Origin of the sequence: Pseudomonas sp. 09C 129, from assembly GCF_002843625.1 — a bacterium.
Lineage (GTDB): Bacteria > Pseudomonadota > Gammaproteobacteria > Pseudomonadales > Pseudomonadaceae > Aquipseudomonas > Aquipseudomonas chlororaphis.
The window spans coordinates 5,303,090-5,327,461 of sequence record NZ_CP025261.1; the positions used below are offsets into that span (position 1 = coordinate 5,303,090).

24 protein-coding genes are annotated in these 24,372 nt (G+C 61.7%); 7 read left to right on the plus strand and 17 right to left on the minus strand.

The features are described from left to right. Positions 1-35: 35 nt before the first annotated feature. The 3 genes from CXQ81_RS23515 to CXQ81_RS23525 all read right to left on the minus strand — a co-directional run bounded on the left by CXQ81_RS23515 (position 36) and on the right by CXQ81_RS23525 (position 2,560). Positions 36-344 (minus strand): hypothetical protein, encoded by a 309-nt coding sequence (locus CXQ81_RS23515; protein ID WP_101339469.1) that lies wholly within the window; start codon positions 342-344, stop codon positions 36-38. Positions 345-601: 257 nt separating this feature from the next. Next, positions 602-1,036: a DoxX family protein gene (locus CXQ81_RS23520; protein ID WP_007931371.1), complete on the minus strand. Its 435-nt coding sequence runs from the start codon at positions 1,034-1,036 to the stop codon at positions 602-604. Between the two features lie 102 nt (positions 1,037-1,138). Next, the gene (locus CXQ81_RS23525; RefSeq protein WP_007931369.1) at positions 1,139-2,560 is read right to left on the minus strand and encodes a transglycosylase SLT domain-containing protein; all 1,422 of its coding nucleotides are present in this window, start codon (positions 2,558-2,560) and stop codon (positions 1,139-1,141) included. A 236-nt stretch (positions 2,561-2,796) separates the two neighbouring features. On the opposite strand from CXQ81_RS23525, the gene CXQ81_RS23530 reads away from it, so the two are divergent. The 3 genes from CXQ81_RS23530 (at position 2,797) to CXQ81_RS23540 (ending at position 5,684) form a co-directional block, all read left to right on the plus strand. Then, positions 2,797-3,603, plus strand: coding sequence for a TatD family hydrolase (locus CXQ81_RS23530; protein WP_007931367.1), 807 nt, complete (start codon positions 2,797-2,799; stop codon positions 3,601-3,603). Between the two features lie 85 nt (positions 3,604-3,688). Next, positions 3,689-5,170, plus strand: coding sequence for a methyl-accepting chemotaxis protein (locus CXQ81_RS23535; RefSeq protein WP_101338717.1), 1,482 nt, complete (start codon positions 3,689-3,691; stop codon positions 5,168-5,170). A 151-nt stretch (positions 5,171-5,321) separates the two neighbouring features. After that, entirely contained in the window at positions 5,322-5,684 is a 363-nt protein-coding gene (locus tag CXQ81_RS23540; RefSeq protein WP_053262176.1) for an Mpo1-like protein, read from the plus strand. A gap of 7 nt (positions 5,685-5,691) precedes the next feature. On the opposite strand, the gene CXQ81_RS23545 is transcribed toward CXQ81_RS23540, so the two are convergent. From CXQ81_RS23545 to CXQ81_RS23555, 3 genes are all read right to left on the minus strand, one after another. Next, complete coding sequence (locus CXQ81_RS23545) at positions 5,692-6,489, minus strand: acyl-CoA thioesterase II (protein WP_101338718.1); 798 nt, start codon at positions 6,487-6,489, stop codon at positions 5,692-5,694. A gap of 107 nt (positions 6,490-6,596) precedes the next feature. Beyond that, the gene (locus CXQ81_RS23550; protein WP_101338719.1) at positions 6,597-7,364 is read right to left on the minus strand and encodes a CHAD domain-containing protein; all 768 of its coding nucleotides are present in this window, start codon (positions 7,362-7,364) and stop codon (positions 6,597-6,599) included. Between the two features lie 144 nt (positions 7,365-7,508). Continuing rightward, positions 7,509-7,787: a hypothetical protein gene (locus CXQ81_RS23555; RefSeq protein ID WP_007931360.1), complete on the minus strand. Its 279-nt coding sequence runs from the start codon at positions 7,785-7,787 to the stop codon at positions 7,509-7,511. Between the two features lie 264 nt (positions 7,788-8,051). On the opposite strand from CXQ81_RS23555, the gene CXQ81_RS23560 reads away from it, so the two are divergent. Continuing rightward, the gene (locus CXQ81_RS23560) at positions 8,052-9,092 is read left to right on the plus strand and encodes a patatin-like phospholipase family protein (protein ID WP_007931359.1); all 1,041 of its coding nucleotides are present in this window, start codon (positions 8,052-8,054) and stop codon (positions 9,090-9,092) included. 19 nt (positions 9,093-9,111) lie between these two features. On the opposite strand, the gene CXQ81_RS23565 is transcribed toward CXQ81_RS23560, so the two are convergent. The 6 genes from CXQ81_RS23565 to kdpF all read right to left on the minus strand — a co-directional run bounded on the left by CXQ81_RS23565 (position 9,112) and on the right by kdpF (position 17,208). After that, the gene (locus CXQ81_RS23565) at positions 9,112-9,807 is read right to left on the minus strand and encodes a response regulator (RefSeq protein WP_009044976.1); all 696 of its coding nucleotides are present in this window, start codon (positions 9,805-9,807) and stop codon (positions 9,112-9,114) included. A 113-nt stretch (positions 9,808-9,920) separates the two neighbouring features. Beyond that, complete coding sequence (locus CXQ81_RS23570) at positions 9,921-12,572, minus strand: sensor histidine kinase KdpD (RefSeq protein ID WP_101338720.1); 2,652 nt, start codon at positions 12,570-12,572, stop codon at positions 9,921-9,923. A 52-nt stretch (positions 12,573-12,624) separates the two neighbouring features. Further along, on the minus strand, positions 12,625-13,176 hold the full coding sequence (gene kdpC / locus CXQ81_RS23575; protein ID WP_101339470.1) for a potassium-transporting ATPase subunit KdpC: 552 nt from the start codon (positions 13,174-13,176) through the stop codon (positions 12,625-12,627). A 114-nt stretch (positions 13,177-13,290) separates the two neighbouring features. Then, positions 13,291-15,390, minus strand: coding sequence for a potassium-transporting ATPase subunit KdpB (gene kdpB / locus CXQ81_RS23580; protein WP_178081083.1), 2,100 nt, complete (start codon positions 15,388-15,390; stop codon positions 13,291-13,293). Positions 15,391-15,400: 10 nt separating this feature from the next. Continuing rightward, the gene (gene kdpA, locus CXQ81_RS23585; protein WP_007931354.1) at positions 15,401-17,110 is read right to left on the minus strand and encodes a potassium-transporting ATPase subunit KdpA; all 1,710 of its coding nucleotides are present in this window, start codon (positions 17,108-17,110) and stop codon (positions 15,401-15,403) included. A gap of 8 nt (positions 17,111-17,118) precedes the next feature. Continuing rightward, a complete protein-coding gene (gene kdpF, locus CXQ81_RS23590) occupies positions 17,119-17,208 on the minus strand; it encodes a K(+)-transporting ATPase subunit F (protein ID WP_007899818.1) in 90 nt (29 codons plus the stop codon). Positions 17,209-17,623: 415 nt separating this feature from the next. Between kdpF and eat the strand changes: the two genes are divergently transcribed. Both eat and CXQ81_RS23600 read left to right on the plus strand, forming a co-directional pair. Continuing rightward, positions 17,624-19,009 carry an ethanolamine permease gene (gene eat, locus CXQ81_RS23595; RefSeq protein WP_101339472.1) on the plus strand — a complete coding sequence of 462 codons (1,386 nt, stop codon included), beginning with the start codon at positions 17,624-17,626 and terminating at the stop codon, positions 19,007-19,009. A gap of 167 nt (positions 19,010-19,176) precedes the next feature. Then, positions 19,177-19,344: a DUF2897 family protein gene (locus tag CXQ81_RS23600; protein ID WP_007931351.1), complete on the plus strand. Its 168-nt coding sequence runs from the start codon at positions 19,177-19,179 to the stop codon at positions 19,342-19,344. 76 nt (positions 19,345-19,420) lie between these two features. Here the strand turns inward: CXQ81_RS23600 and CXQ81_RS23605 are convergent, their stop codons facing one another. Both CXQ81_RS23605 and CXQ81_RS23610 read right to left on the minus strand, forming a co-directional pair. Next, positions 19,421-20,272: a DUF1989 domain-containing protein gene (locus CXQ81_RS23605; RefSeq protein ID WP_101338721.1), complete on the minus strand. Its 852-nt coding sequence runs from the start codon at positions 20,270-20,272 to the stop codon at positions 19,421-19,423. A gap of 15 nt (positions 20,273-20,287) precedes the next feature. Then, positions 20,288-20,941: a GntR family transcriptional regulator gene (locus CXQ81_RS23610; RefSeq protein WP_007931348.1), complete on the minus strand. Its 654-nt coding sequence runs from the start codon at positions 20,939-20,941 to the stop codon at positions 20,288-20,290. Positions 20,942-21,138: 197 nt separating this feature from the next. On the opposite strand from CXQ81_RS23610, the gene CXQ81_RS23615 reads away from it, so the two are divergent. Continuing rightward, positions 21,139-21,705 carry a TetR/AcrR family transcriptional regulator gene (locus tag CXQ81_RS23615; protein WP_101338722.1) on the plus strand — a complete coding sequence of 189 codons (567 nt, stop codon included), beginning with the start codon at positions 21,139-21,141 and terminating at the stop codon, positions 21,703-21,705. A 28-nt stretch (positions 21,706-21,733) separates the two neighbouring features. On the opposite strand, the gene CXQ81_RS23620 is transcribed toward CXQ81_RS23615, so the two are convergent. From CXQ81_RS23620 to CXQ81_RS23630, 3 genes are all read right to left on the minus strand, one after another. Continuing rightward, positions 21,734-22,528 (minus strand): SDR family oxidoreductase, encoded by a 795-nt coding sequence (locus CXQ81_RS23620; protein ID WP_101338723.1) that lies wholly within the window; start codon positions 22,526-22,528, stop codon positions 21,734-21,736. A gap of 211 nt (positions 22,529-22,739) precedes the next feature. Further along, positions 22,740-23,075 carry a helix-hairpin-helix domain-containing protein gene (locus CXQ81_RS23625; protein WP_101338724.1) on the minus strand — a complete coding sequence of 112 codons (336 nt, stop codon included), beginning with the start codon at positions 23,073-23,075 and terminating at the stop codon, positions 22,740-22,742. Positions 23,076-23,196: 121 nt separating this feature from the next. Continuing rightward, on the minus strand, positions 23,197-24,195 hold the full coding sequence (locus CXQ81_RS23630; protein ID WP_371860911.1) for a glycosyltransferase family 4 protein: 999 nt from the start codon (positions 24,193-24,195) through the stop codon (positions 23,197-23,199). Positions 24,196-24,372: the final 177 nt, after the last annotated feature.

Here is a 24,372-nt window from a genome sequence, read left to right on the forward strand (position 1 = left end):
CCCACCTCGACAGCCAGGTTGGTCACCTACGGTACTTACCTGCGGGTGATCAGCCCCTGTCGAGCCACGCGGGTCAGATGCCGGATGACTTCCGCAGCATTTTCCGAGCTGGGCGCCTGTATCACCGCAAGGTCAAAACTGTCGTTGGCAAAACGAGCCAAGGGCTCGCCGTCTTCGATGAACTGGATGAGAAAGGCCGAAGGGCCTGTGCTACGACGTGGCCAGCCATCGAGATAACGCAGCAATGTCGGCTGGTGTGTGCCGCCAAGAAGAATTTTTGGATTGCGCTGAACAAGATTCGCCGTGATTGGCGCAAGACGTACAGGAGGGTGGAGTGCATTCATCGTGTCGTGTCTCTGCCTCAATTTTCTGCCGGGCAGGTGAGAGGCAACACCGAACCAGCGCTTTAGCGGTATTTCGAAGCCGGTAGAGCTTCTGTCGGTGATATTCCGAATCACCTGGCGCCCCGCAAGTAGCTGTTTAAATCGGCGCATGGGCAACAATCCTAGAGAAGCCGACGGGGTAGTGTCAAGAATCCCCAATAACGAAATCAGCAACGAAAAAGGCCCGCTACAAGCGGGCCTTGGGTGTTTTCCGGAAGTTACTTGGCAATCGCCGCATCGAGTGACAATTTGCCTGCGCCTTCGATCAGAACCGCAATGGTGCCACCGAGCAGAGCCAGGGCGAACTCATAGCCATTGTTCGCCATGAACAGGCCATTGCTGATGTGCACGGAGAAAATCGCCACCAGCAAGGTGAAGCTCAACCCCAACGCGGCAGGACGTGCCAACAGACCGATAATCAGCGCCAGACCGCCGAAGAACTCGGTACCGCCCGCTAACAGCGCCATCAGGTGTCCTGGTGCCAGGCCGATGCTCTCCATCCACTGTGCCGTACCTGCCAATCCATAACCGCCAAACAGGCCGAAAAGCTTTTGCGCGCCGTGAGCGGCGAAAATGATGCCGACAAAAACTCGCAGGACGGTCAGGCCGTAGCCTGCACGGGTGTTCAGTACGGTTTTGATCAGTGTGCTCATGCTGTGTAGTCCTTTGTAGTGTTGGGTAATGGGTCGCTATATTAATCACAAAATCTCATGTTAAAAGTGCAAAAATAGCAAGATAACAATCAACTTTATCGATTATTTCCTTGAGACGACCTTACGCGCTTGCGGCTCCAACGATTCGCGTTCCCGGTCAAAGGCCAAATAGTATTTGTTGACGCTATTAACATAGCTGACGGCGCCCATTCCGACCTGTTCCATCGCAATGCGCTCGACCTGGAAAAACCACTGATTGGGGTTCAACCCGCGTCGCCGGGCTTCGGTCCGCATACCCTGTACTCGCTCCGGCCCCATGTTGTAGGCCGCCAGGACAAATGCCATACGCTCGCGCTCGTTGAGCTTGGGACTGGAAAAGAACTTGCGCCGGATCAACGCCAGGTACTTGGCTCCGGCCAGCACATTGTTATCGAGGGTCTGGATGTTATTGACCCCTACCCGCTGGGCGGCTGACGGGGTGATCTGCATCAGGCCGGTCGGGCCGCTGCCGCTCCTGGCAGAGGGCTGCAACGACGACTCCTTGAAGGCCAGCGCCGCCAGGTTCAACCAGTCCATGTTCTGGGCATCGGCATGCTTCTGTAATACCGGGCGCAATTTTTCCAGGCGCTGGCGATCGGCCCGGGTCAAAGGGTTATGCACCTGATACAGGCGTCGATAGATGCGCAAGAACGCAACGTCCTGATCCGCCGGAGCCTTATAGACCTTCAGGAAACGATCGATGCTCGCCCGCAGCATCGAGGCATCCCGCCGCACGAACCAGTGCTCCTCGCCAGGCTCGCTGATGACCAGTTGCCGATCAAAACGCAGCTTTGGCAGGACTTTGCCCCAGCGCTCGGCAATGGGCTTCTCGACGATGGTCAGGTGAAAGATCCCGCCCTGGACCATTTCCAGGACATCTTCGACTGCCAGGCTCGGATCGACCCACTCGACCTTGACCGGCGCCAGCTTATGCAGCGCCAGTTTCTGATTGATCTGGCTCACCGCATCCCCGGCAGCGCTGCCTGTGGTCAGCGCCAGGGTCTTGCCGGAGAGTTGTTCAGGTCGGGTGTAGCGCCGCTCGCCCTTGATTCCCACCAGCAGCAACGGCACGTTGCTGGCGACCGGTTCGCTGGGGCTTACCGCTTGCCCCGGTAGCGCCTCCAACAACTCTCCCGGAGCGACCAGATCCCCCTCGCCACGCTGCAGCGCACCGAGCAATTGATCCTTGGCTTTGGGAATGATCTTGAGACTGATTTCCTGACCGTCGCGAGCGTGACCATTGAGGTACTGCTCAAAGGCACGCAGACGGTGATATTCGACACCGATGGCCTGGCCCTGGACTTCACCGGAGCTATTGCGACTCTGGTTGACCAGCACGCGCAAGACCCGGCTGCTGCGAATGTCCGCCAGGTCGCGAACCTTGCCCGCTACGGCCGCTTCCGGAGGGCCAGCCAAGCGTGCTACCGCCGGCAGGGGCAGCAGCAACGACAAGCACAACGCTAGCAAAACCGAGGGTCGCGTCATCCGCTCTCCGGGAAGAATACTGTCCGGGTTTTCGAGCAATGGCGAAAACGCGGGCGACAGAAACAGAGCGCCTAGAGCGCTGACAAGATGCGAAAGACTGGCACAACCACGGCTGGCAAACCAACCGCAGCCTTTCTTCCGGCATCAAGAGACAGCTTCAACTCGTTGTAGTTCTTGGCTTTTCTTATAAATCTACAGCTCTGATATGCTTTCCGGCCGCAGGCGGAGATAGCACCATGCAACTCATCGATATCGGCGTCAACCTGACCAATCCAAGTTTCGCCGAAAAACATCGCGCAGTACTGGACCGTGCCTATGCCGCCGGCGTCTGCCAACTGGTGCTCACTGGCACCAGTGTCGAGGGCAGCGAACAGGCACTCGAGCTGTCGCGGCAACTGGATGAAAGTGGCCGCCAACTGTTCTCTACCGCCGGGATTCATCCGCATTGCGCCAGCGACTGGAATGCCGACAGCGCACAGCGCTTGCGCAGTCTGCTCAAGGAAAGCAGCGTCAAGGCCGTGGGCGAATGCGGCCTGGACTTCAATCGGGACTTCTCCCCCCGAGGGCAACAGGAAAAAGTGCTGGAGGAACACCTGGCCCTGGCCGTTGAACTGCAACTGCCGGTCTTCCTCCACGAACGCGACGCCAGCCAGCGCCTGCTGGAAATAGTCCGCGACTTTCGTGACCGATTACCGGCCGCGGTGGTGCATTGCTTCACCGGCGAACAGCGCGCGCTGTTCAACTATCTGGACCTTGACCTGCACATTGGCATCACCGGGTGGATCTGCGACGAGCGCCGTGGCACTCACTTGCACCCGCTGGTACGAGAGATTCCCCGCGGTCGCCTGATGCTCGAAAGCGACGCCCCCTATCTGTTGCCACGCAGCCTGCGCCCCAAGCCGAAGAACGGTCGCAACGAACCGGCCTACCTGACCGAAGTGTTGCGCGAGGTGGCCCTGCACCGCGGCGAGAGCCAGGAAGAGCTGGCGGCCCACAGTACCGCCAGCGCCCGTGCCTTCTTCGCCTTGCCCGAGATTGCTTGACGCATATCAAGATTCGACTCTCTGCATAGCGGCACAATAATGGCACCTTGCCAATACTGTTCCGCTTAATCAGAGAAGACCTTCCATGGGTGCCTGGCTCAGCAATATCTCATTGAAATACAAGTTCTGGGCGGTCAATGCGGTCGCCTTCGTGACCACCCTGCTACTGGTCCTGTACGCCGTCCAGCTGGAGCAGCAAGCGCGTAGCCAGGCCTCACAAAACAACGCCAGGGCCCAGGCGAGCCTGCTCGACGCATGGCCCTCCGGGCAAGCGCTGCCCAATGCCGAGAATCTGCTGAGCTTCGCGGCCGGCCAGATCCCCAGCCTCGATCAGCGCTCCCTGCCGCAGTTGAGCAATGCCAATGGATGGGTGGCCTTCGATGAAATGCCGCTGTTCGGCGAAAACCCTCTGATCGGCGCGCAAGTGCTGCCCCGGGCCGATGGCCAACGGATTGCGGTGCTTGCCCATGGGCCAAGCCTGCGTCAGGTGTTCAGCGAACGCTTCAGCCAGTACGCGGTGGCCGTGTTCATTCTGATGCTGGCGATGCTCGGTGCTTCGCAACTGTTGATCCGTTTCCTGCTCAGCCAACTGAACACCCTCAAGGATGTGATGCTGCATGTGGAGAAGACCGGCGACCTGTCGGCCCGCGTGCCCCTGTCGTGCACGGACGAGGTCGGCCAGATGGCCAGCGCCTTCAATGCGATGCAGGCGGGTTATCAGCGGGTGGTCAACACCGTCGCCAATACCGCCCGGCAACTGGATATCGGCGCCGCGCGCCTGGCATCGAGCATGAACGATGTGCGTCACGGCATGCTGGGCCAGCAAAGCGAAACCGATCAGGCCGCGACAGCGATCAACGAAATGTCCGCCACCGTCTATCACATCGCCCAGCACGCCGGCGCCACCCGGGATCGCTCCCAGGCCGCCGATGTCCTCGCCGGCAGCGGCCAGGAAGTGGTCAGCCGCGTGCAGAAGTCCATTTCCGGGCTCTCCAGCGGCGTGCAACAGACCGCCGAGATGATCCAGCGCCTGGCCGAGGACAGTCAGAAGATCAATGGCGTGGTCAACGTGATCCACAGCATTGCCGAGCAAACCAACCTGCTGGCGCTCAATGCCGCGATCGAAGCGGCGCGCGCTGGTGAAATGGGCCGCGGGTTCGCGGTGGTCGCCGATGAAGTACGCAACCTCGCCAAGCGGGTGCAGACCTCCACCGACGAAATCACCCGGATGGTCTCCGCCCTGCAGGCCGGTACCCGCGACGCGGTGGACTTCATGCAGGAAAGCTCGTTCAAGGCGGACGATTGCGTGCAGCAGGCACAGGAAGCCGGCGCAGCGCTGGCGGAAATCACCACGGCCGTGGCGCAGATGCGTGAAAGCAATACCCAGATTGCAGTGGCCGCCGAGCAGCAAAGCCAGGTGGCGGAAGAAATGAATCGCGCCGTGGTGAGTATTCGCGACGTCACCGAAAACACGGTGCAACAGACCGTCGACTCGGCGACCACCAGCAACGAACTGGCGACCCTGGCTGGGGAACTGAGCAAGGCCATCGGTCAATTGAAGCTTTAAAAACACGAGTTTCGTTGCAGCAGGATCAGCCTCCCTGCCGCGGCGAAACCCTTGCCAAGCTATCGCCCCCATAGCCAGCCTTGATTCGCCGCCCCCTCGCATGAGGCCTATCCTTTGATACATAGGCTTCTACGAATCAAGGATCACTGTCATGGGTAAACGTCACCCCAACCTCCCCGCCTGGCAATGGCGCTCCTACCCGCATAACCACCGCAACCCGACCAACCTGGTGTTGCACCTGATTGCAGTGCCGCTGTTCATCGTCGGCTTTCTGTTGCTGGTTTCAGGAGTATTCGGCTTGAGCTTCACCAACGTCGCCATCGGCGTGGTAGGCCTGATCGCCGCTTTGGGCCTGCAGCGTCACGGCCATAGCCTGGAGGCCCAAGCCGCCGAGCCGTTCAGTGACCGTAAAGATGCAGTCCAGCGCCTGCTGGTAGAACAATTCGTGACCTTTCCACGCTTCGTCCTCAGCGGCGCCTGGTGGCGTGCATGGCGCAAGCGCCACCGACATTGAGAGGGGTTCAACCGAAGATGGTGACCGTCTGCCGGCTGAGCGCAATCAACCGGCCTTCGGCACTCCAGAGTGCCGCGGCCGCATGCCCGTAACCGTCACGGGCATGTTCGATATTCACCCGGTACTTGCACCAGTCCAGGGTGCTCAACGCCAGCAGCGGCTGCACGAATTCAATGGTCCAGGTCAGGGTACTGCCGGGTGCCGGGCTGGTCAGTTGTGGTAACAAGGCCGGCGGCCAGGCGTCCACCAGTGCGAGGATATGCGCCTCAGTCATGGGCTCTTCCTTGACGTCGCCCCGCAGGCGCACCCAACCGCCCATGTCCCGCGACTTGTTGCCGGTGAACGGCATGCCACCGATGCTCCAGCGCATTGCCAGATGGCGCATGAACTCCGGCGTCACGCCCTTGACGTAAGGCAGTTCCGGGCACTCGTCCCAATGCTTCATGCTGGGCGCTTCCTCGGCGACAACCGTCACCTCGGACGGCCGAGAGGCACCGAAACTGCCCTGTACCAGGGTCACTACCTGACCGTTCTGCACCGCACGTCCCAGCACCTGGCTGACGGCCTTGCCTTCGCGCAGCACCTCGACTTCAAAGCTGACCGGCACATCGGGGGTGACCGGACCGACAAAGGTGATCGCCAGTGAACGCACCGGACGTTCGGCGGGGACTTTTGCGCGCATGGCTTCATACTGCAAAGCCGCCACCAATCCGCCGAAACTGGCCCGCCCCTGCGCCCACTCGGTTGGAATCGACAGTTCCAACGGATGGTGGCGGACGGCATCGAGCAAATCGCAAAAGCGCATGAGCACCTCTGATCAAGAAAAGGGTTCGAGGATCTTAACCAGCAGCGCACACGCGTAAAGCACTTGTTCCCGCCAAAAAGACTGACAGATAAGCCGCCAGCCGGGAGTCAGCTACGGAAACAGGTAGCGCTCAGCTTGTCGAGCACCCGATCGGCACGCCCCTCGGCCTTGTGCATGGTGGCGTGCCAGACCGGAACACAAGGCAACAGGTCCGCCTGCCGTTCGGCCTGGGCCAGCCATTGCCAGCAATCATGCCAGTCGCCCAGCGCGCCCTGAGCGGCCTTCAAGCGAGAGACCGCCTTGGGCGACAGTTCGGCCAGTTCGGGATAAGCCTCGGCGGCGTAGCGCACACGCTTGATCAGCAGGCGCAAACGGTGCCGATCGTGAGCCGGATCGTGCAGGGCCTCGTCCAGTGCCTTCCATTGCTTGGACAGGCGCTTTTCGATGCGTTTGCGCAAGCCGCGCAACAGCTCCTGACGTTGCGCCGCCCGCAGGAAACGCGGGAAGGCATCCAGCACCAGCAGCAGCTGCTGGAGTTCGGAGCCCGTCGCCACTGTCCGGTATTCATCCGCCAACCCCGCAGTACGGCGTTCTGCGGCCTGATGGTAGTCATGCTGATGCAGGTACGCAGCCAGGACCTCACGGTCGCGTAACGGCGTCGTCAGTTGCCCGACCGCCGAAGCCGCCGCTTCCAGTTGCTCGACACCAGGCGAGCCGCGCAACGCTCGCAACAGGCTGCGCAAGCGGCGCACCGTGGTACGCAGGTCGTGCAGCGCCTCGGGGTCGGTCACCGCCTGCAAACGCGCCTGGCACGCCAGCAAGCGCACCTCCAGCCCCAACACCTGTGCCACCAACCGATCAACCAAGGCAGACATCATTGACTCCCGAAACGAATGACCCGGCTCGCAGCACAAAGACTGCGGCCGGGCCCTGGCATGACTGGCAGGCGCGCTCACGACGCCTGCGAGACGGAAACTGAAGAGCGCTCTTCAGTCTAGCGGCAAACGCCAGCCTTGCGATCAGCGGCCGGCGCGCGACTCACGAATATAGAAACGAGCTTTCTCGGCTTTTTTGGTGCAGCCCTCGAAGGCTTCGAATTGCTGCTGGGTCTTGGCCCCGGTCAGCAGCGACAGGGCCTTGGAATAGCTGACTGTGCCAGCGAAACCTTCGGCCTTGGCCAGGTCCAGTTCATGCCAGGCCGCATCCAGTTGCGTACCGCAGCTGTCGCGATAGGCGGTCTTGCCAGCACAACCACCGAGTACCAATGCAATCAACGGTAGACAGATCCAGGCTTTCATCAATGACACCTCAAGGTAGGGGGGGAAACAGTCGTGAACGATAAGAAGCAATTGCGAACAATAAAAACAATCGTGAACGTAAGACGATCGCCGCCACTAAAAGTGCCTTGGCTCGTCAGGGAAAATATAGCCGCGCGAGCATAACCCCATGCGGCAAAACACTGGAAAAAATCCCTCTATCCAGGGCCCGCAGAGGCCGTCAGTGATTGAACCGAGACCCTCGATGGGTGCATTGTGGAAACCTGTCTGGCGAAGGATCGAGTCATGAAGAAGCGTGTCGCACTGGTCCTGGGCTCTGGTGGTGCCCGGGGGTACGCCCACATCGGGGTGATTGAGGAAATCGAAAGACGTGGTTACGACATTGCCTGTGTCGCGGGCTGTTCCATGGGAGCGGTGGTCGGTGGTATCTACGCCGCCGGCAAACTGGACGACTACCGCAGCTGGATCGAAAGCCTGGACTATCTGGATGTGCTGCGGCTGGTGGATGTCAGCTTTCGCCTGGGGGCGATACGCGGGGAGAAAGTATTCGGCCAGATCCGCAAGATCGTCGGCGAAATCAACATCGAAGACCTGCGCATCCCTTACACCGCCGTGGCCACTGACCTGACCAACCAGCAGGAAATCTGGTTCCAGGAAGGCTGCCTGCACCAGGCCATGCGGGCTTCGGCGGCGATCCCCAGCCTGTTCACCCCGGTCATGCAAGGCAATCGCATGCTGGTGGACGGCGGCTTGCTCAACCCGCTGCCCATCGTGCCGGTGGTCTCCAGCCACTGCGACCTGATCATCGCCGTCAACCTCAACTCGACTAACCAGCGTCGTTACCAGTTGCCGGTGATCCAGCGCCCCGCCGCCTTCAAGAGCCGCTTCGACAGCCTGATCAACTCCCTGGGCTCGCACCTGCCCTTTCGCCGCAAGCAAGCCGAACAACTGCTGCTGCTCGAACAGGAAGCGCTGCGCAGCGAGGCAGCCGACATCGGCAACCCCTGGATCGAATCCGCCGAGCCCGAGGCCCAGCAACCGGCCGCGGCTCCGGAAACCGATGGCGCCCCAAAATCGGCCACCGGCTCGTTCATTATCGATAACGTCGGCCCCGCTTCCCTGCTGGACCTGATCAACCAGAGCTTCGAGGTCATGCAGACCTCGCTGGCCCAGTACAAGATCGCCGGCTACCCGCCGGACATCCTGATCAACGTACCCAAGCGGGTGTGCCGCTTCTTCGAGTTCTACAAGGCTCCGGAACTGATCGCACTGGGACGGGAAATTGCCAGCGACACCCTGGACCGCTACGAGAACGAACTGAACTGAAAGAGGGCCGCGAGCCCGCTCACTCCTGCGCCCCCAGCAACCGGTACCCCACCCCGGCCTCGGTCACGATAAAGCGTGGCCGGGTCGGATCGTCCGCCAGCTTCTGCCGCAGATGCCCGACCACGATACGCAGGTAGTGACTGTCCTCGGTGTGCGTCGGCCCCCAGATATCCTTGAGCAGTTGCTGCTGGGTGATCACCCGCCCCGGGTGCCGCGCCAGTTGCGCCAGCACGGCGTATTCCTTGCGCGTCAGCGCCACTTCGGCACCGTCGAGCAGTACCCGGCGATACGCCAGGTCCACGGTCAGCGGGCCGAAATCCAGGGCTGCTTCCTGCGCTTCGCCGACGGGCGCCTGGCGCAACAGCGCTCGAATACGCGCCAGGAACTCCTGGATGCCAAAGGGCTTGGTCACGTAGTCGTTGGCGCCACCGTCCAGCGCTTCGACCTTCTGCCCCTCGCTGGCCCGCACCGACAACACCAGCACCGGTACACCCGACCACTCGCGAAACTCACGCAGCACCTGTTGGCCGTCCATATCCGGCAGGCCGAGGTCGAGCACCAGCAAGTCCGGCTTGTTCAGCGCCGCCTGGGCCAGGCCTTCGTTGCCGGTGCCGGCTTCAAGCACTTTGTAGCCCTGGGACACCAGGCTGATGCGCAGGAATTTACGGATCTGCGGCTCGTCATCGATGACCAGGATGGTCGCGGTCTGGCTCATGGTTTCGCTTCAAGACAAATAAGTGGCGCAAGAGTAGCGCAGGCGAGGCTGTGGATCGTAAAGAACATATGCGGCCCTCCTGGCCTCGTTGGGTTGACGCTTTTTACCGGCACTCAGGCCTCTCCTTCAAGCTCGGGTTGCGCCTGCAGCGGCAGGCACAAGGTGATGCAGGTACCACGCCCATCGATCCCCTCGCCCACCGTGATGCGCCCGCCATGGGCACCGACCATGCCCTGACAGATCGCCAGCCCCAGGCCGGTGCCCTGCCCGCCGCGATCGCCCCGTGCCGCGGTGTAGAACATGTCGAAAATCCGCGGCCGATCTTCCACTGGAATTCCCGGCCCCTCGTCGCTCACGGCAAACAGCAACTCGGTATCGCGGGTCCCGACACTCAGTTGCAAACGGCCGTTGGCCGGTGAAAAGCGCGCGGCGTTTTCCAGGACATTGATCAGCGCCTGTTCGATCAGCGCCGCATGCACGAACAGCAACGGCAGTTCGGCCGGCAATTCGGTGCTGACCCGCAGCGGCGCCAGCACCACTCGCAGGCGATTCAGCGCGCTGCCAACGATATCGGCCGGCGCCACCCAGTCTCGCGCCAGCTTCAACGAGCCATGGCCAAGACGAGTCATGTCCAGCAGATTCTGAATGTAGCGATCCAGGCGCTCGGCCTCATCCCGCGTGCCTTCGAGCAGTTCGCGACGGTCTTCCAGGGGGATCGCCTCCCCCAGCGCCAACAGGCTGTCGATGCTGCCGCGCATCGAGGTCAAGGGGGTACGCAGGTCATGGGACACCGAGGCCAGCAGCGCACTGCGCAATTGCTCGGTTTCGCCGTGCAGACGCGCCGCTTCCAGATCCTCGGCCAACTGTGCCCGGGCCAAAGCCTGGGCCAGGGGCTGGCTCAAGGCACTCAACAGGCGACGACGCTGAGCGTTGAGCTCCTCGCCTTCTTTCGGACAGACTCCAAGCAAGCCCAGCGGGCCCTCGTCGACGGATAACGGCCACCACCACCAGCGCCCGAAAGGCAGGGTTCCGGTGCCCATCCCGGCCGGTTGATCGTGTTGCCAGGCCCAGTCGGCGGCGGCCCGTTCGGACTCGGAAAACTGCAAGGGCCCACCCGTCTCGACCTTCCAGCCACCCTGCCCGTCACGATTGAGCAGGCACAGTTGCAGTTCCTTCCAGCCATTGAGGTGCTGCGCCGCGGCACTGATCACCGCCTGCCGGTCGGTGGCGGCGGTGAGCTTGCGCGACAGGTCCAACAGCTCGCTGGTTTCTTCCTGGGTGTCGCGCAATGCCTGCAACTGCCGACGCTGGCGCGCCGCCAGGTTGCCGGTCAGGGCCGCCATCAACAGGAAGAACAGCAGCGTCAGCACGTCTTCCTCGCGCTGGATGGCGAAGGAGAACGTCGGCGGAATGAACAGGAAATCGTAGGTCAGGAACGACAACGCCGCGCACACCAGTGCCGGCCCGAGACTGCTGCGCACCGCCACCAGCAGCACCGCGGCGAGGAACACCAGGGAGATGTTCGGCAACGCCAGCACGCTCGCCACCGCCCACGACAGCCCCGAAGCCAGGACCGTCGCCAGGACCGCCAGGGCGTAGTCGAACCAGACCAGCGAACGCTCCACCCGCAGGCGCGGCTGGCCGGGTTCGTCCTCGCTGTCGAGCACGTTGATTTCCAGGCCCTGGGCGTTGCGCAGCAGGCGCGCCGCCAGGCCGCCGCCGAACAAACGGCGGCGCAGGCGTTTGCGTGACTGCCCCACCAGCACCAGGCTGGCGCGCCGCTCCGCGGCATGCTGGATCAGGGTCTTGGCCACCTCGCCGGCCCGCAGCAGGACCACCTCGCCGCCCAGGCGCTCGGCCAGTTGCTGGGCACTTTGCAGGCGCTGGCGAGCTTGCTCGTCAGGCACCCGGCCGTCATCCACATGCACCAGGCTCCAGGGCAGATGCCGCCGCCGGGCGACATGGCTGGCATGACGCACCAGGCGCTCGGCCTGGGCATCGCCATCGACCCCTACCAGCAAGCGTCCGCGCACCGCCGGCGCGGCCTGCCCGAGCTTGCGATACCCCTGGGCCAGATCGTCGTCGACCTGCGCCGCCGCGGCCTGCATCGCCAGCTCGCGCAGCGCGGTGAGGTTGGTCTGGGTGAAGAACGCATCGATCGCCGCCCGGGCCTGCTCCGGCACATACACCTTGCCTTCGCGCAGGCGCTCCAGCAGTTCTCGCGGCGGCAGGTCCACCAGCAGCAACTCGTAGGCTTCCTGCAGCACCCAGTCGGGCAGGGTCTCGCGGACCTGCACCCCGGTAATGCCGCGGACCTGATCGTTGAGGCTTTCCAGATGCTGCACGTTGACCGTAGTGAAGACGTCGATACCGGCCGCCAGCAGTTCCTGAACATCTTGCCAGCGCTTGGCGTGCCGGCTGCCGGGGGCGTTGGTATGGGCCAGTTCATCCACCAATACCAGCTTGGGCTTGGCCTTGAGCAGGCCGTCGAGGTCCATCTCTTCGAGCATGACCCCGCGGTATTCGGAACGCACCAGCGGCTGTTGCGGCAAACCGCCGAGCAAGGCTTCGGTTTCCGCCCGGCCATGGGTTTCCACCACCCCGGCCAGGACCGTCACCCCCTGGCGCAATTGCGTGTGCGCCGCCTGCAACATGGCGTAGGTCTTGCCGACGCCCGGGGCGGCGCCAAGGAAGACCTTGAGGCGGCCGCGGCCGTCATGGGACAGATCGGCTAACAGGGCGTCGGCGCGGCCGGAATCACTCATGCATTGTTCTCTCTGGACTCAAATCATCGACATACAAACTTGTAGCAGCTGGCTACAGGGCGAGCTTTTCCAACGCCCTGTTCAAGGCCAGCACATTCACCACCGGCGGGCCGATCAGAGGCTGCTCGACATGGGAATCCACCAGTTGCTGCAACGTGGCGACCGGCAGGTTGCGCGCCGCCGCGACCCGCGCCAGTTGATAGTTAATCGCTGCCGGTGGCAAGTGCGGATCCAGGCCGCTGCCCGAAGTCGTCAGCAGTGCCAGCGGTACCGGCCCCTGCCCTGGCACCGCCAGCTTGTTGGCGTCGTCGATCACACGGCTGGCCAGGGCCGGGTTGCTCGGCGCCAGGTTGCTCGCGCTGCTGGATACCGTGGCAAAGCCCCCCGCCGATGGACGCGGGTGGAACCAGCTGTCGCCGCTGAAATCCTGGGCGATCAGGGCCGAACCACGGACCTGGCCCACGCCATCGAGCACCAGGCTGCCATTGGCCTGTTTCGGGAACGCCACCTGGGCTACACCGGTGACCACCAGCGGATAGGCCACGCCAGTGATCAGGGTCATCAACACAATCAGGCTCAAGGCCGGACGCAATACTGTGGACATCATCAAATCCTCGATTCGGTTAACAAACTCACCCCAAACGCTGTAGGAGCCAGCCTGTCGGCAGTGCTTCAGTGACAGCACCTCGCGAGCAGGCCCGCTCCTCCAGGGATGCGGTTACACCAGATGCAAAGCCGTCAGCAGCATGTCGATCAGCTTGATGCCCAGGAACGGCACCAGGATCCCGCCCAGGCCATAGATCAGCAGGTTGCGGCGCAGCAGATGGGCCGCGCTGGCCGCCTGCACCCGCACCCCGCGCAGGGCCAGCGGAATCAGCACGACGATGATCAGGGCGTTGAACACGATCGCCGAAAGGATCGCGCTCTGCGGGCTGCTCAGTTGCATGACATTGAGCACGCCGAGCTGTGGATAAATCGCCGCGAACAGCGCCGGCAAGATCGCGAAGTACTTGGCGATGTCGTTGGCAATGGAAAAGGTGGTCAGGGCGCCACGAGTCACCAGCAGCTCCTTGCCGATCTGCACCACGTCCAGCAGCTTGGTCGGGTCGCTGTCGAGGTCGACCATGTTCGCCGCTTCGCGCGCCGCCTGGGTGCCATCGTTCATTGCCATGCCGACGTCGGCCTGGGCCAGCGCCGGGGCGTCGTTGGCGCCGTCGCCGCACATGGCGACCAGGCGACCGTCGTTCTGCTCGTGGCGAATGCGCGCCAGCTTTTTCTCCGGCGTGGCTTCGGCCAGCACGTCATCCACCCCGGCCTCCGCGGCAATGGCGGCGGCGGTCAGCGGGTTGTCGCCGGTCACCATCACGGTACGGATCCCCAGCTTGCGCAACTCGGCGAAACGCTCGCGGATACCGGGCTTGACCACGTCCTTGAGGTGAATGGCGCCGAGCAGCTTGCCCTCGGCGCACACCAGCAGCGGGGTGCCGCCACTCTGGGCGATCTTGTCGATTTCCCGGGACAGCGCCGGGGCCAGCTCGCCACGTTGCAGACCAACGAAGGCCAGCACCGAATCCACCGCGCCCTTGCGATAGACCCGCCCCTGATAGTCGACACCGGACAGCCGGGTTTCCGCGCTGAATGGCACCGCGGTCAGCATTTCGGCGCCCGGCTCGGGCTGTGGATAAAGCCCGCGCAGGTATTCGACGATGGATTTGCCTTCCGCCGTGTCGTCCGCCAGCGAGGCCAGCAAGGTCGCCTCGGCCATTTCCTGGTGGTTGACCCCGGGCGCTGCGTGGATGGCCGCGCAACGACGGTTACCGAAGGTGATGGTGCCGGTCTTGTCCAGCAGCAGGACATGCACGTCACCCGCCGCTTCCACGGCACGACCGGATTTGGCGATCACGTTCAGCCGCACCAGGCGGTCCATCCCGGCGATCCCGATAGCCGACAGCAGGCCACCGATGGTGGTCGGAATCAGGGTCACCAGCAACGCCACCAGGAACACCAGCGGCAGGCTGCCATTGGCAAAGTGGGCGAACGGCTGCAGGGTCACGACCACGATCAGGAAGATCAGGGTCAGGCCGATCAGCAGGATATCCAGGGCCACTTCGTTCGGGGTCTTCTGGCGCTTGGCGCCTTCCACCAGGGCGATCATGCGATCGAGGGTCGATTCGCCCGGATTGCTGGTAATACGCACCAGCAACCAGTCGGACACCAGCCGGGTATTGCCGGTCACCGCCGAGCGATCGCCGCCGGACTCGCGGATGACCGGTGCCGACTCGCCGGTGATCGCCGCTTCGTTGACCGCAGCAATGCCTTCGATGACTTCACCGTCACCGGGGATCATTTCCCCGGCCTCGACCCGCACCACGTCGCCTTTGCGCAGATTGGCGGCAGGGATCACCTGGAAATTGCCATTGGCCTTTTTCAGGCGTGCACTCAGGCCCTCGCTGCCGGCCTTGAGACTGTCGGCGCGGGCCTTGCCACGGCCTTCGGCCAGGGCTTCGGCGAAGTTGGCGAACAGCACGGTGAACCACAGCCAGAGGGCGATCTGCGCGGCGACGAAGGTCGGCACCGCGGTATCCGGCACCAGGCACAGTACCGTGGTCAGGATCGCAGTCAGCTCGACCACCAGCATCACCGGCGAACGTTGCAACTGGCGTGGGTCGAGCTTGACGAAGGCCTGTACCAGCGCCGGACGCCACAGGGCTGCGATCGAGGTTTTCTGTTGTTCGGCAGCAGTGTGTTTCGAAGCCGCGGTTTTAGCGCCGGGCATTTCGGTTACAGCCTTCTTGGAAGCAGGAACATGCATATTCATCATTAAGTCCTCAGCCCTTCATTCCAAAGGCAGCCAAGCTCAAGTGGTCGGCAATCGGGCCCAGCGCCAGGGTCGGCAAAAAGGTCAGTCCGCCCACCAGCAAAATGGTCATGGTCAGCAGCGTGACGAACAGTGGACCATGGGTCGGGAAGCTGTTCTGGCCGACCGGCGCGGTCTTTTTCAGCGCCAGGCTGCCAGCCAGAGCCAGCACCGGCAGGATGTAGCCGAAGCGGCCGATCAACATGCCCAGGCCCAGCATCAGGTTGTGGAACGGGGTGTTGGCGCCCAGGCCGGCGAAGGCCGAACCGTTGTTGGCGCTGGCCGAGGTGTAGGCGTACAGCAACTGGCTGAAACCGTGGGCGCCAGGGTTGCTCACCGCCGCCACCGGCCCCGGCAGGCTCGCGGCGATGGCGCTCAGTACCAGCACGCCGACCGGCATCACCATCAGCGTCACCACCAGCAACTGCACTTCCTTGGCCTGCAGCTTCTTGCCCAGGTATTCCGGGGTGCGCCCGATCATCAGGCCGGCGAGGAAGACCGCGATCAGCACGTTCAGCAACATGCCGTAGAGGCCCGCGCCGACGCCGCCGAAGATCACCTCGCCGACCATCATGTTGATCAGCGCGACCATGCCGCTCAGCGGACTGAGGCTGTCATGCATGCCGTTGACCGAACCGTTGGAGGCCGCGGTGGTGGTCACCGACCAGAGCACGGTGGCGGTGGTCCCGAAACGCACTTCCTTGCCCTCGAGCGGTGCGGTCTGCTCGACCGCGACGTTGTTCAGGGTCGGGTTGGGCTGGTACTCGGCCCACAGCGAGGTCGCGCCACCGATCAGGAACAGCGCCAGCATGCAGGCGATGATCGCCCGGCTCTGGCGCAGATCCTTGACGTAGTGGCCGAAAGTGAACACCAGGGCCACCGGGATCAGGATGATCGAGGCCACCTCGAACAGGTTGCTCCAGGCCGTCGGGTTCTCGAACGGATGCGCCGAGTTGACGCCAAAGAAGCCCCCGCCGTTGGTGCCCAGTTGCTTGATGGCGATCTGGCTGGCGGCCGGGCCCAATGGAATCACCTGATCGACACCTTGCAGGGTCACAGCGTGGACATACTGGGCGAAGGTTTGCGGGACGCCCTGCCAGACCAGGAACAATGCCAGCAGCAGGCACAGCGGCAGCAGGCCGTAGAGGGTGGCACGGGTCATGTCGACCCAGAAGTTGCCCAGGGTCTTGGTCGACTTGCGGCCGATGCCACGACACAGTGCAACCAGCACCGCCAAACCGGTGGCGGCGCTGACGAAGTTCTGCACAGTCAGGCCGATCATCTGGCTCAGGTAGCTCAGGGAGGCTTCACCGCTGTAGGACTGCCAGTTGGTGTTGGTCATGAAACTGACCGCAGTGTTGAATGCCAGCGTCCACTCCTGCCCCGGCAGGTTCTGCGGGTTGAGCGGCAGATGGTCCTGGAACAACAGAATCGTGAACAGCAACAAGAAGCCGGCCAGGTTGAACGCAAGCAGGGCCAGGGTGTATTTCTGCCAGCTCTGTTCGCTTTGCGCATCGACGCCCGAAAGCCGGTAACAAGCGCGTTCGACCGGCCCCAACAGCGGCGTCAGCCAGGTGCGCTGGCCCTCCATTACCTTGTAGTAGAACCGCCCCAGGAAAGGCGCGGGCAGCAGCACCAAGGCAAAGAAGCCGAGGATCAGCCAATAGTCATAACTGTGCATAGCCGCTCCTAGTTCCGATCCGCGCGCAACAGCGCAACCAGTAGATAGATGAACAGCCCCACTGCCAGCAGCAGGGACACCCCGTCCAGAACGCTCATGGAATCTCTCCGTCGTACGGCAATCGCCGCGTGTGGGGCATTGTCCGCAGGGAGGCTGTAAAGGAACGAGATCGAGGGCGTGGGCGACGCATAAAGAAAGCGTAAAGAAAGGCTTTACGCGGGATTTACACCGGCCATCGGCGTGGCCAGGGGGAGGGATCGCCAGCCGGTTTGCTGCTGCACCGGAAAAGCACGATGCACGTAGAAACGAGCCTGCTCGCGATCGCGCGCCTCCAGGCTCCACCGCCCTCCTCTGTTGCACGACTGTGCACCAACCCAGGCGCCTTCGACCCCGAAACAACTGGAAACATCCTCGATACGACAGCTTTTTGCGCTTTACGACGGCCGTTTTCGCTCTGGCATGAGCGGTGCAATGAGCAGTCCCGAGCATTTCATTCCGTTCCGGGAGCCACGCATGAACACACAACTCAAACCAACGCTGGGCACGCTGCATTTATGGGGGATCGCGGTCGGGCTGGTGATCTCCGGGGAATACTTCGGCTGGAGTTATGGCTGGGGCGTCGCCGGCACCCTGGGCTTTCTACTGACCTCGCTCATGGTCGCGGCCATGTACACCTGTTTCATCTTCAGCTTCACCGAACTGACCACCGCCATTCCCCATGCAGGTGGCCCTTTTGCCTACAGCCGCCGGGCCTTCGGTGAAAAAGGCGGGCTGATCGCCGGGCTGGCGACCCTGATCGAATTCGTCTTCGCGCCACCGGCCATCGCTCTGGCGATCGGTGCCTACCTGAATGTGCAGTTCCCGGCCCTGGACCCGAAGCATGCGGCGGTCGGCGCCTATATCGTGTTCATGGGGCTGAACATCCTCGGGGTCAAACTCGCCGCCACCTTCGAATTGGTGGTCTGCGTACTGGCGGTGGCGGAACTGCTGGTGTTCATGGGTGTGGTCGCGCCGGCCTTCAGCTTCAGCCACTTCGCCCTCAACGGCTGGGCGGGCTCGGACACCTTCGGCGCGCCGGCGATTGCCGGGATGTTCGCGGCGATTCCGTTCGCCATCTGGTTCTTCCTCGCCATCGAAGGCGCGGCCATGGCTGCCGAAGAAGCCAAGGACCCGAAACGCACCATCCCCAAGGCCTACATCAGCGGCATTCTGACCCTGGTGCTGCTGGCCATGGGCGTGATGTTCTTCGCCGGTGGCGTGGGCGACTGGCGCACCCTGTCGAACATCAACGACCCGCTGCCCCAGGCGATGAAAGCCGTGGTCGGGGACAACTCCGGCTGGCTGCACATGCTGGTGTGGATCGGCCTGTTCGGCCTGGTGGCGAGTTTCCACGGCATCATTCTTGGCTACTCGCGGCAGTTCTTCGCCCTCGCCCGCGCCGGCTATCTGCCGGCGTCGCTGGCCAAGCTGTCACGCTTCCAGACGCCGCACCGCGCCATCATCGCCGGCGGCCTGATCGGCATCGCCGCCATCTACAGCGATGGCCTGATCAACCTGGGAGGCATGACCCTGACTGCGGCGATGATCACCATGGCCGTATTCGGCGCCATCGTGATGTACATCATGAGCATGCTCAGCCTGTTCAAGTTGCGTAAGGCCGAGCCGCACCTGGAACGCACCTTCCGCGCACCGGGCTACCCGCTGGTCCCCGCCATTGCCCTGACACTGGCCGTGGTCTGCCTGGTGGCGATGGCCTGGTTCAACAGCCTGATCGGCCTGATTTTCCTCGGTTTCATGGTGGCCGGTTTCATCTATTTCCAACTGACCGCGCAACTGCGCGCCGATGCGCCGGCGGATGCAATGCTGACCGGGCTCCGAGGGGATGGCATCTCTCTGTAGTTGGCTTGCATGGCCGAATGCGACCTTCGAGAAGATTGATGCAAGAGAGGTTGCCGGGGCAGATCAGGCCTACAATGGAACCACTGCGGAACGCTGTAACTCGAAGTGGTATGGCAACTTGACGGGCGAAACTCCTCGCCCGCCGGTATGCCCTCAAGGAGAGCCCTATGCCCTGGTATGCCTGGTTGATTCTGGTCGTTGCAATCGGCTCGATCGTTGGCGGTCTGATGATGTTGCGCGACACCGCCAACAAGGTGGAACTGACCGATGAGCAACGCAAGCGCGTTGCTGAACGCAACGCGGAAGCGGACGCCAAGGACGCGCAGGACCGCTGACTGGATAACCCGATCGAACAGCCCCGCCCTTCTCGAAATGGCGGGGCTTTTTTATCCGCCCCTGCGGCCGGCAGCGCTATTTCTCCCAGGCAGCCTTGGCGATGTGCAGGCCATGCAAACCTTTGTAGGCCGCCCGCTCAGGCTGGCTCCAGCCTTCGAGCAATGCCTCGTCGAGCCGGTAGATCTCCACACCCAACGGCCGACAGACGCTGAGTGGGTCCTGAGCCTCTGGGCCCCACATGGGCAGCGACAGATCGCCACCCGGGCAGCTCGACAACGCGCACAACAGATCGATTTCGGCAAAGAACTCCAGGTAATCGCCCTTCTGCGCGGGGCAGGCCTTCATGAAGTACATGTCGTCATGATTGAGCCCGGTGCACTGGAAGATGTTCAGCACGTCATGCACATCGAACTCGGTCAGGCCGTGGGGCAGGACCGCGCGCGTCAGGTTGGAATGGCAATGGTGATGGAAGTCCTCCCCGGTGAGCATGCGGTTCACGTAAGGATCGCAGCGCGTGCCGAGCAGGTCGTGCAAGCGCCCGCCATGCTCGTCGATCCCGTAACCGGCCAGGCTGTCATCGGTGATGGTCACCAGTGGCCGCAAAAACGGCAGGTTCGACCACAACCGGTCATGGGTACTGACATGCGCGCCCTGCAACTGCCGGGTGCGCGCCGCCCACAGACGCTCCCGCGGATCGTTGGCATTCCAGACGTTGAAGTCCCCGACCTGCGGGCCGGCCGGCGTGGTCACCCGGAACACATGCCCGGCCGGCACATGCCAGGCGCGCCCGGTACGGATCGGCACTTCGAATTGCTCGATCAAGGTGCGCTGGTCCTTGCTGTCACGGACCCGCTCATAAAAGACCGTGTCCACCTGCAGGGCCGAACCTTTGCTGACCTGATAAGCCGCGGGATAGTCTTTGTACATGGTTGAAATCCTCGATCAGTGGCGGGAAGAGTGGCTGAGGATGTCGAGCAGCAGCCGTTCGGAATCGTCCAGGTAAACCGCCAGGGTTTCGCTGGCGGCCTGCTTGTCGCCAGCGGCGAGCAAGTCATGGATCTGCCGGTCGCGGGCCAGCCAGGGCGATTGAAAATGCTGCTCGTCAGGGGCGGCACAAAACACCAGGCGCATCTGCGCCACGACGTTGGTGAAGAACTCATCGAACAAGGGGCTGCGCATCAGACCAACGATGTGTTGATGAAAGGCCAGGCTGTGGGTGCCCACCGAGCGCCAGTCCTCGCGCTCGCGGGCGAGTTCGCTGGCCTCGATAGCCTCGAGCATCCGGTCGGACTGGTAGTCGCGCAGCGGTTTGCTGGAGGCAATGGCCTGCAACTCCAGGGTACGGCGCACCTGGAACAGATCCCGCACTTCATCGATGCCCAGCCTGCGCACCGTGACGCCTTTATTGCGTGTGTAGCGGGTCAGGCCTTCCTGCCCCAGGCGATGCAAGGCCTCGCGAATGGTGTTGCGCGAGGCGTTATAGGCGCAGACCAGATCGTTTTCCACCAGGGCCATGCCCGGCAGCAAGCGACCGCCGATGATATCGGCACGTAATTCGAGGGTTATCTGATCGGCCAGGGACAGTACGTTGCTCATGAATATCGCCTTGCGATTGTTGAACAATCTATGGATATCCAATAATCACTATTCATGCCAACTGATACTTGGCTCACTGACGAACCATGTCTTTCTAGCCATTCAGTAGGAAAAAATGAGGTTTCCGGGGTTAATAGTGCAATCCCCCTTCCATCAACCTTGGGTAAGATGACTCCCTAGCTGTGGAGACTTCCCCGATGCGTTACTCGCACGACCATAAAGCCCAAACCCATCAACGCATCATCAAGGAGGCCGCCGAGCGCTTTCGGCGCGACGGTATCGGGGCGACAGGCCTGCAACCATTGATGAAAGCCCTGGGCCTGACCCATGGCGGTTTTTACTCGCATTTCAAATCCAAGGACGAACTGGTCGAAAAAGCCCTGCAGGCCGCGGCGGAAGAACTCGATGCGCACTGCGCCACGCTATTTGCCCAGGAACAACCCCTGCCGGCCTTTATCGACAGCTACCTGTCCGAGTGGCACCAGACCTCCCCCGGTGAAGGCTGCCCGCTGCCCACCATGTCATCGGAGCTGGGCCTGCGCGGGCAAGCCAGCCCCACCACTGATGCGGTGCTCAATGCACGACTTGCACAGGTAGAGGCCAGTCTCGAAGGAGAAAATGCCGCCGACCAGAGCCTGGTGATCATGTCGACCCTGGTCGGGGCCCTGGTGCTGTCGCGCAGTGTCGAGAACCCCGACCTGGCCAAACGGATACTGGAGGTAACACGCGAGCATCTGAAAAAACAGGATGGTCAGGCGGAGTGATCTCCACCAACCTCCCGCCTCGACACCGTTATTTGTAGCGAGCAGCCGCACTGCTTTTCGACAGGTTCGGCCCCAGGGCAAAACGCGCAGCTACAAAGGCCTCCCAGTCAGCCGAGTCAGGTAGCGAGGGAATGGTGATCAACTCACCCTGGTCAAAACCGGCCAGAGCCGCATCTACCATCTCGGTGGCTTCCATGATCATCTCGGCTGGAATCCCTTGGGCGTCGATGCCCGAGCGCTCCCAGATCTCAGTGCGGGTCACCCCAGGTAATACCGCCTGGACCTGCACACCCTTACCGTCCAATTCCGCAGCAAGCGATTGAGTCAGGCTCAGGACATAGGCCTTGGTCGCGCTGTAGGTCGCATTAAAACGCTCGGGAATCAGCGCCACCACCGAAGCGATATTGATGATCGCTCCTCTTCCCGCCGCCGAAAAGCTGCCGGCGGCCGCAGCAGCCAGACGAGTGACCGCAACCACATTCAACTGGATCATTGCCTCCAACTGATCGGTGTCGGCAACGGCCAGGCTTCCGTCAGCCGCGATACCGGCATTGTTCAGCAACAGACTGATGCTCGAGTCGGAGCGCAAGCGCTGCTCGACCTTCAGCATATCGACCTGGAGCGTCAGATCGGCCTTCAACACTTCAACCTGCACCTTGTGTTCGGCCCGTAACCGGGTCGCGGCGGCTTGCAGGCGCTGCTCATCGCGTGCAACCAGCAACAGATCGTAACCACGAGCGGCCAGCCGCTCGGCATAAACCGCACCGATGCCAGATGAAGCACCGGTGACAAGTGCCAGCCCCCTGGGGGAAATCGAATTCATGACGGCTCTCCAGAAAAGTGCTTGAGAAGGGAAAGACAAGGAATTGATACGCTGCTTGGGAAGCGGTTTGATTATAGTCATAATTTAATAAAATATTACGATCATAATTCTATCGATACGATAGATAACATTGAATGGCACAACCTTGCTTATGGTGGGCCCGAAAAACGCAAGGCCGATCAGTGATCGGCCTTGCGCATGAATTGAAGCGTCAGTTGACCTTCAATTTGTCCCGGTTGCTTTCCAGAATCGCCTTGCCGATTCCCTTGACCTCGAGCAGTTCGTCCACTGACGAGAAAGCTCCATTAGTTTCACGATATGCAACAATTGCCTTGGCTTTTACCTCACCGACTCCCAACAACTCACGCTGCAACGTAGCCGCATCAGCCTTGTTGATATCGACCGTGGCAGTTTGTGGGGCAACAGCCGCAGTCACGACTGGCGCCGTGCTTGCTGCCTCCTGTTTCGACGCGGGAGCAGCAATTACACTGATAGAGGCGCTAGTCAGCAGGGCAAAAAGCAAGGAATAGAAATAATTTGCACGCATAAGTGACACTCCATGACACCGTTGATAGAGATGCAGCTTTTCCGAAGCTGCCCCTCAAACTTAGGTCATGGTGATGCACTGTCAAAAAGGGATTAATTACAGCTTATGTAATAGTAAAGCCTCATCCATCTGCTCGGTGTTCCGACTCACCGGCCCGATACTTCACCGCCAGGATGAGCAAAGGTACATAGGCCATGATTACCCCCAGTCCTCCGTCAAGCTTCTGCATGGCGACGCACAGACCGATGGGTAACAGCCAGAGAAGGTTGATCAATGCAACGCCCAAGGTCACCGGGAAATGACTTCCCAGTTGGCGTGAAGCGAATTGATAACCATGGCTGCGATGAGCTTCATAGATACGCTCTCCACGTAAAAAACGCCGGATCAAGGTAAAGGTCGCATCAACGATGAACACCCCGAGCAAAATGCACCATACCCACAGGAAATCGGCGCTTCTCCAGGCGGCCTGCAGTGAAAGAATACCCAGCACAATCCCCAGGAAACCGCTGCCGATATCACCCATGAAGATTTTCGCCGGCGGGAAATTCCAGTACAGGAAACCCAGAGCGGAGGTGGCAAGCAGCAACGGCGGCCAGATCAGCTCGTCATATCCCGACAACCAATAGATCAGACAAATGCTCAGGCAGGATGTCACGGCTTCGACACTGGCAATCCCATCGATGCCATCCATGAAGTTGTAGAGGTTCAACATCCAGACCAGATACACCACCGCCAGCCCATGCCCGATCCAGCCAAGCTCCAGCGTCATGCCGAACACCTCGAGCGCCGGCAATCCTCCCAGCCAGAACAACGCCCAGAGACTACCCGCAAAATGTCCGAGCAAACGCCAGCGGGCTGCAATAGGCCGGTGATCGTCCATAAACCCGAGCAAAGCAATGCCAGCACCAGCGCCTGACAGGCTCCAGACCAGATTCTGGCTGATAGCGCCAAGCATTCCGGCCAAGGGCAAGGCAATAAGGAAGGTCAGGACAATGCCTACTCCGCCACTACGCGGTGTAGGAATGGAATGGGAGCTGCGTGCGTTCGGAATCTCCATCAGCCTTTGAGTAAGCGCATAACGAAGAAAAACACCGGTCACCGCCAGCGAGAGGATCGCCATGATCGGTAGCGACCACAAAAGTCCAATCCAAGGAAACCATAGGTCAGACGATGCTTGAAAGTTCAAGGTGTCGACTCCAACGGCATGTCGTGGCAGCGAAGTCTGGAACCAGACTGCGGTCCCGGCTGACCACTTCAATATGTTTTTTATTTTTGTAGTTGCAGAGCAGAACGTTTT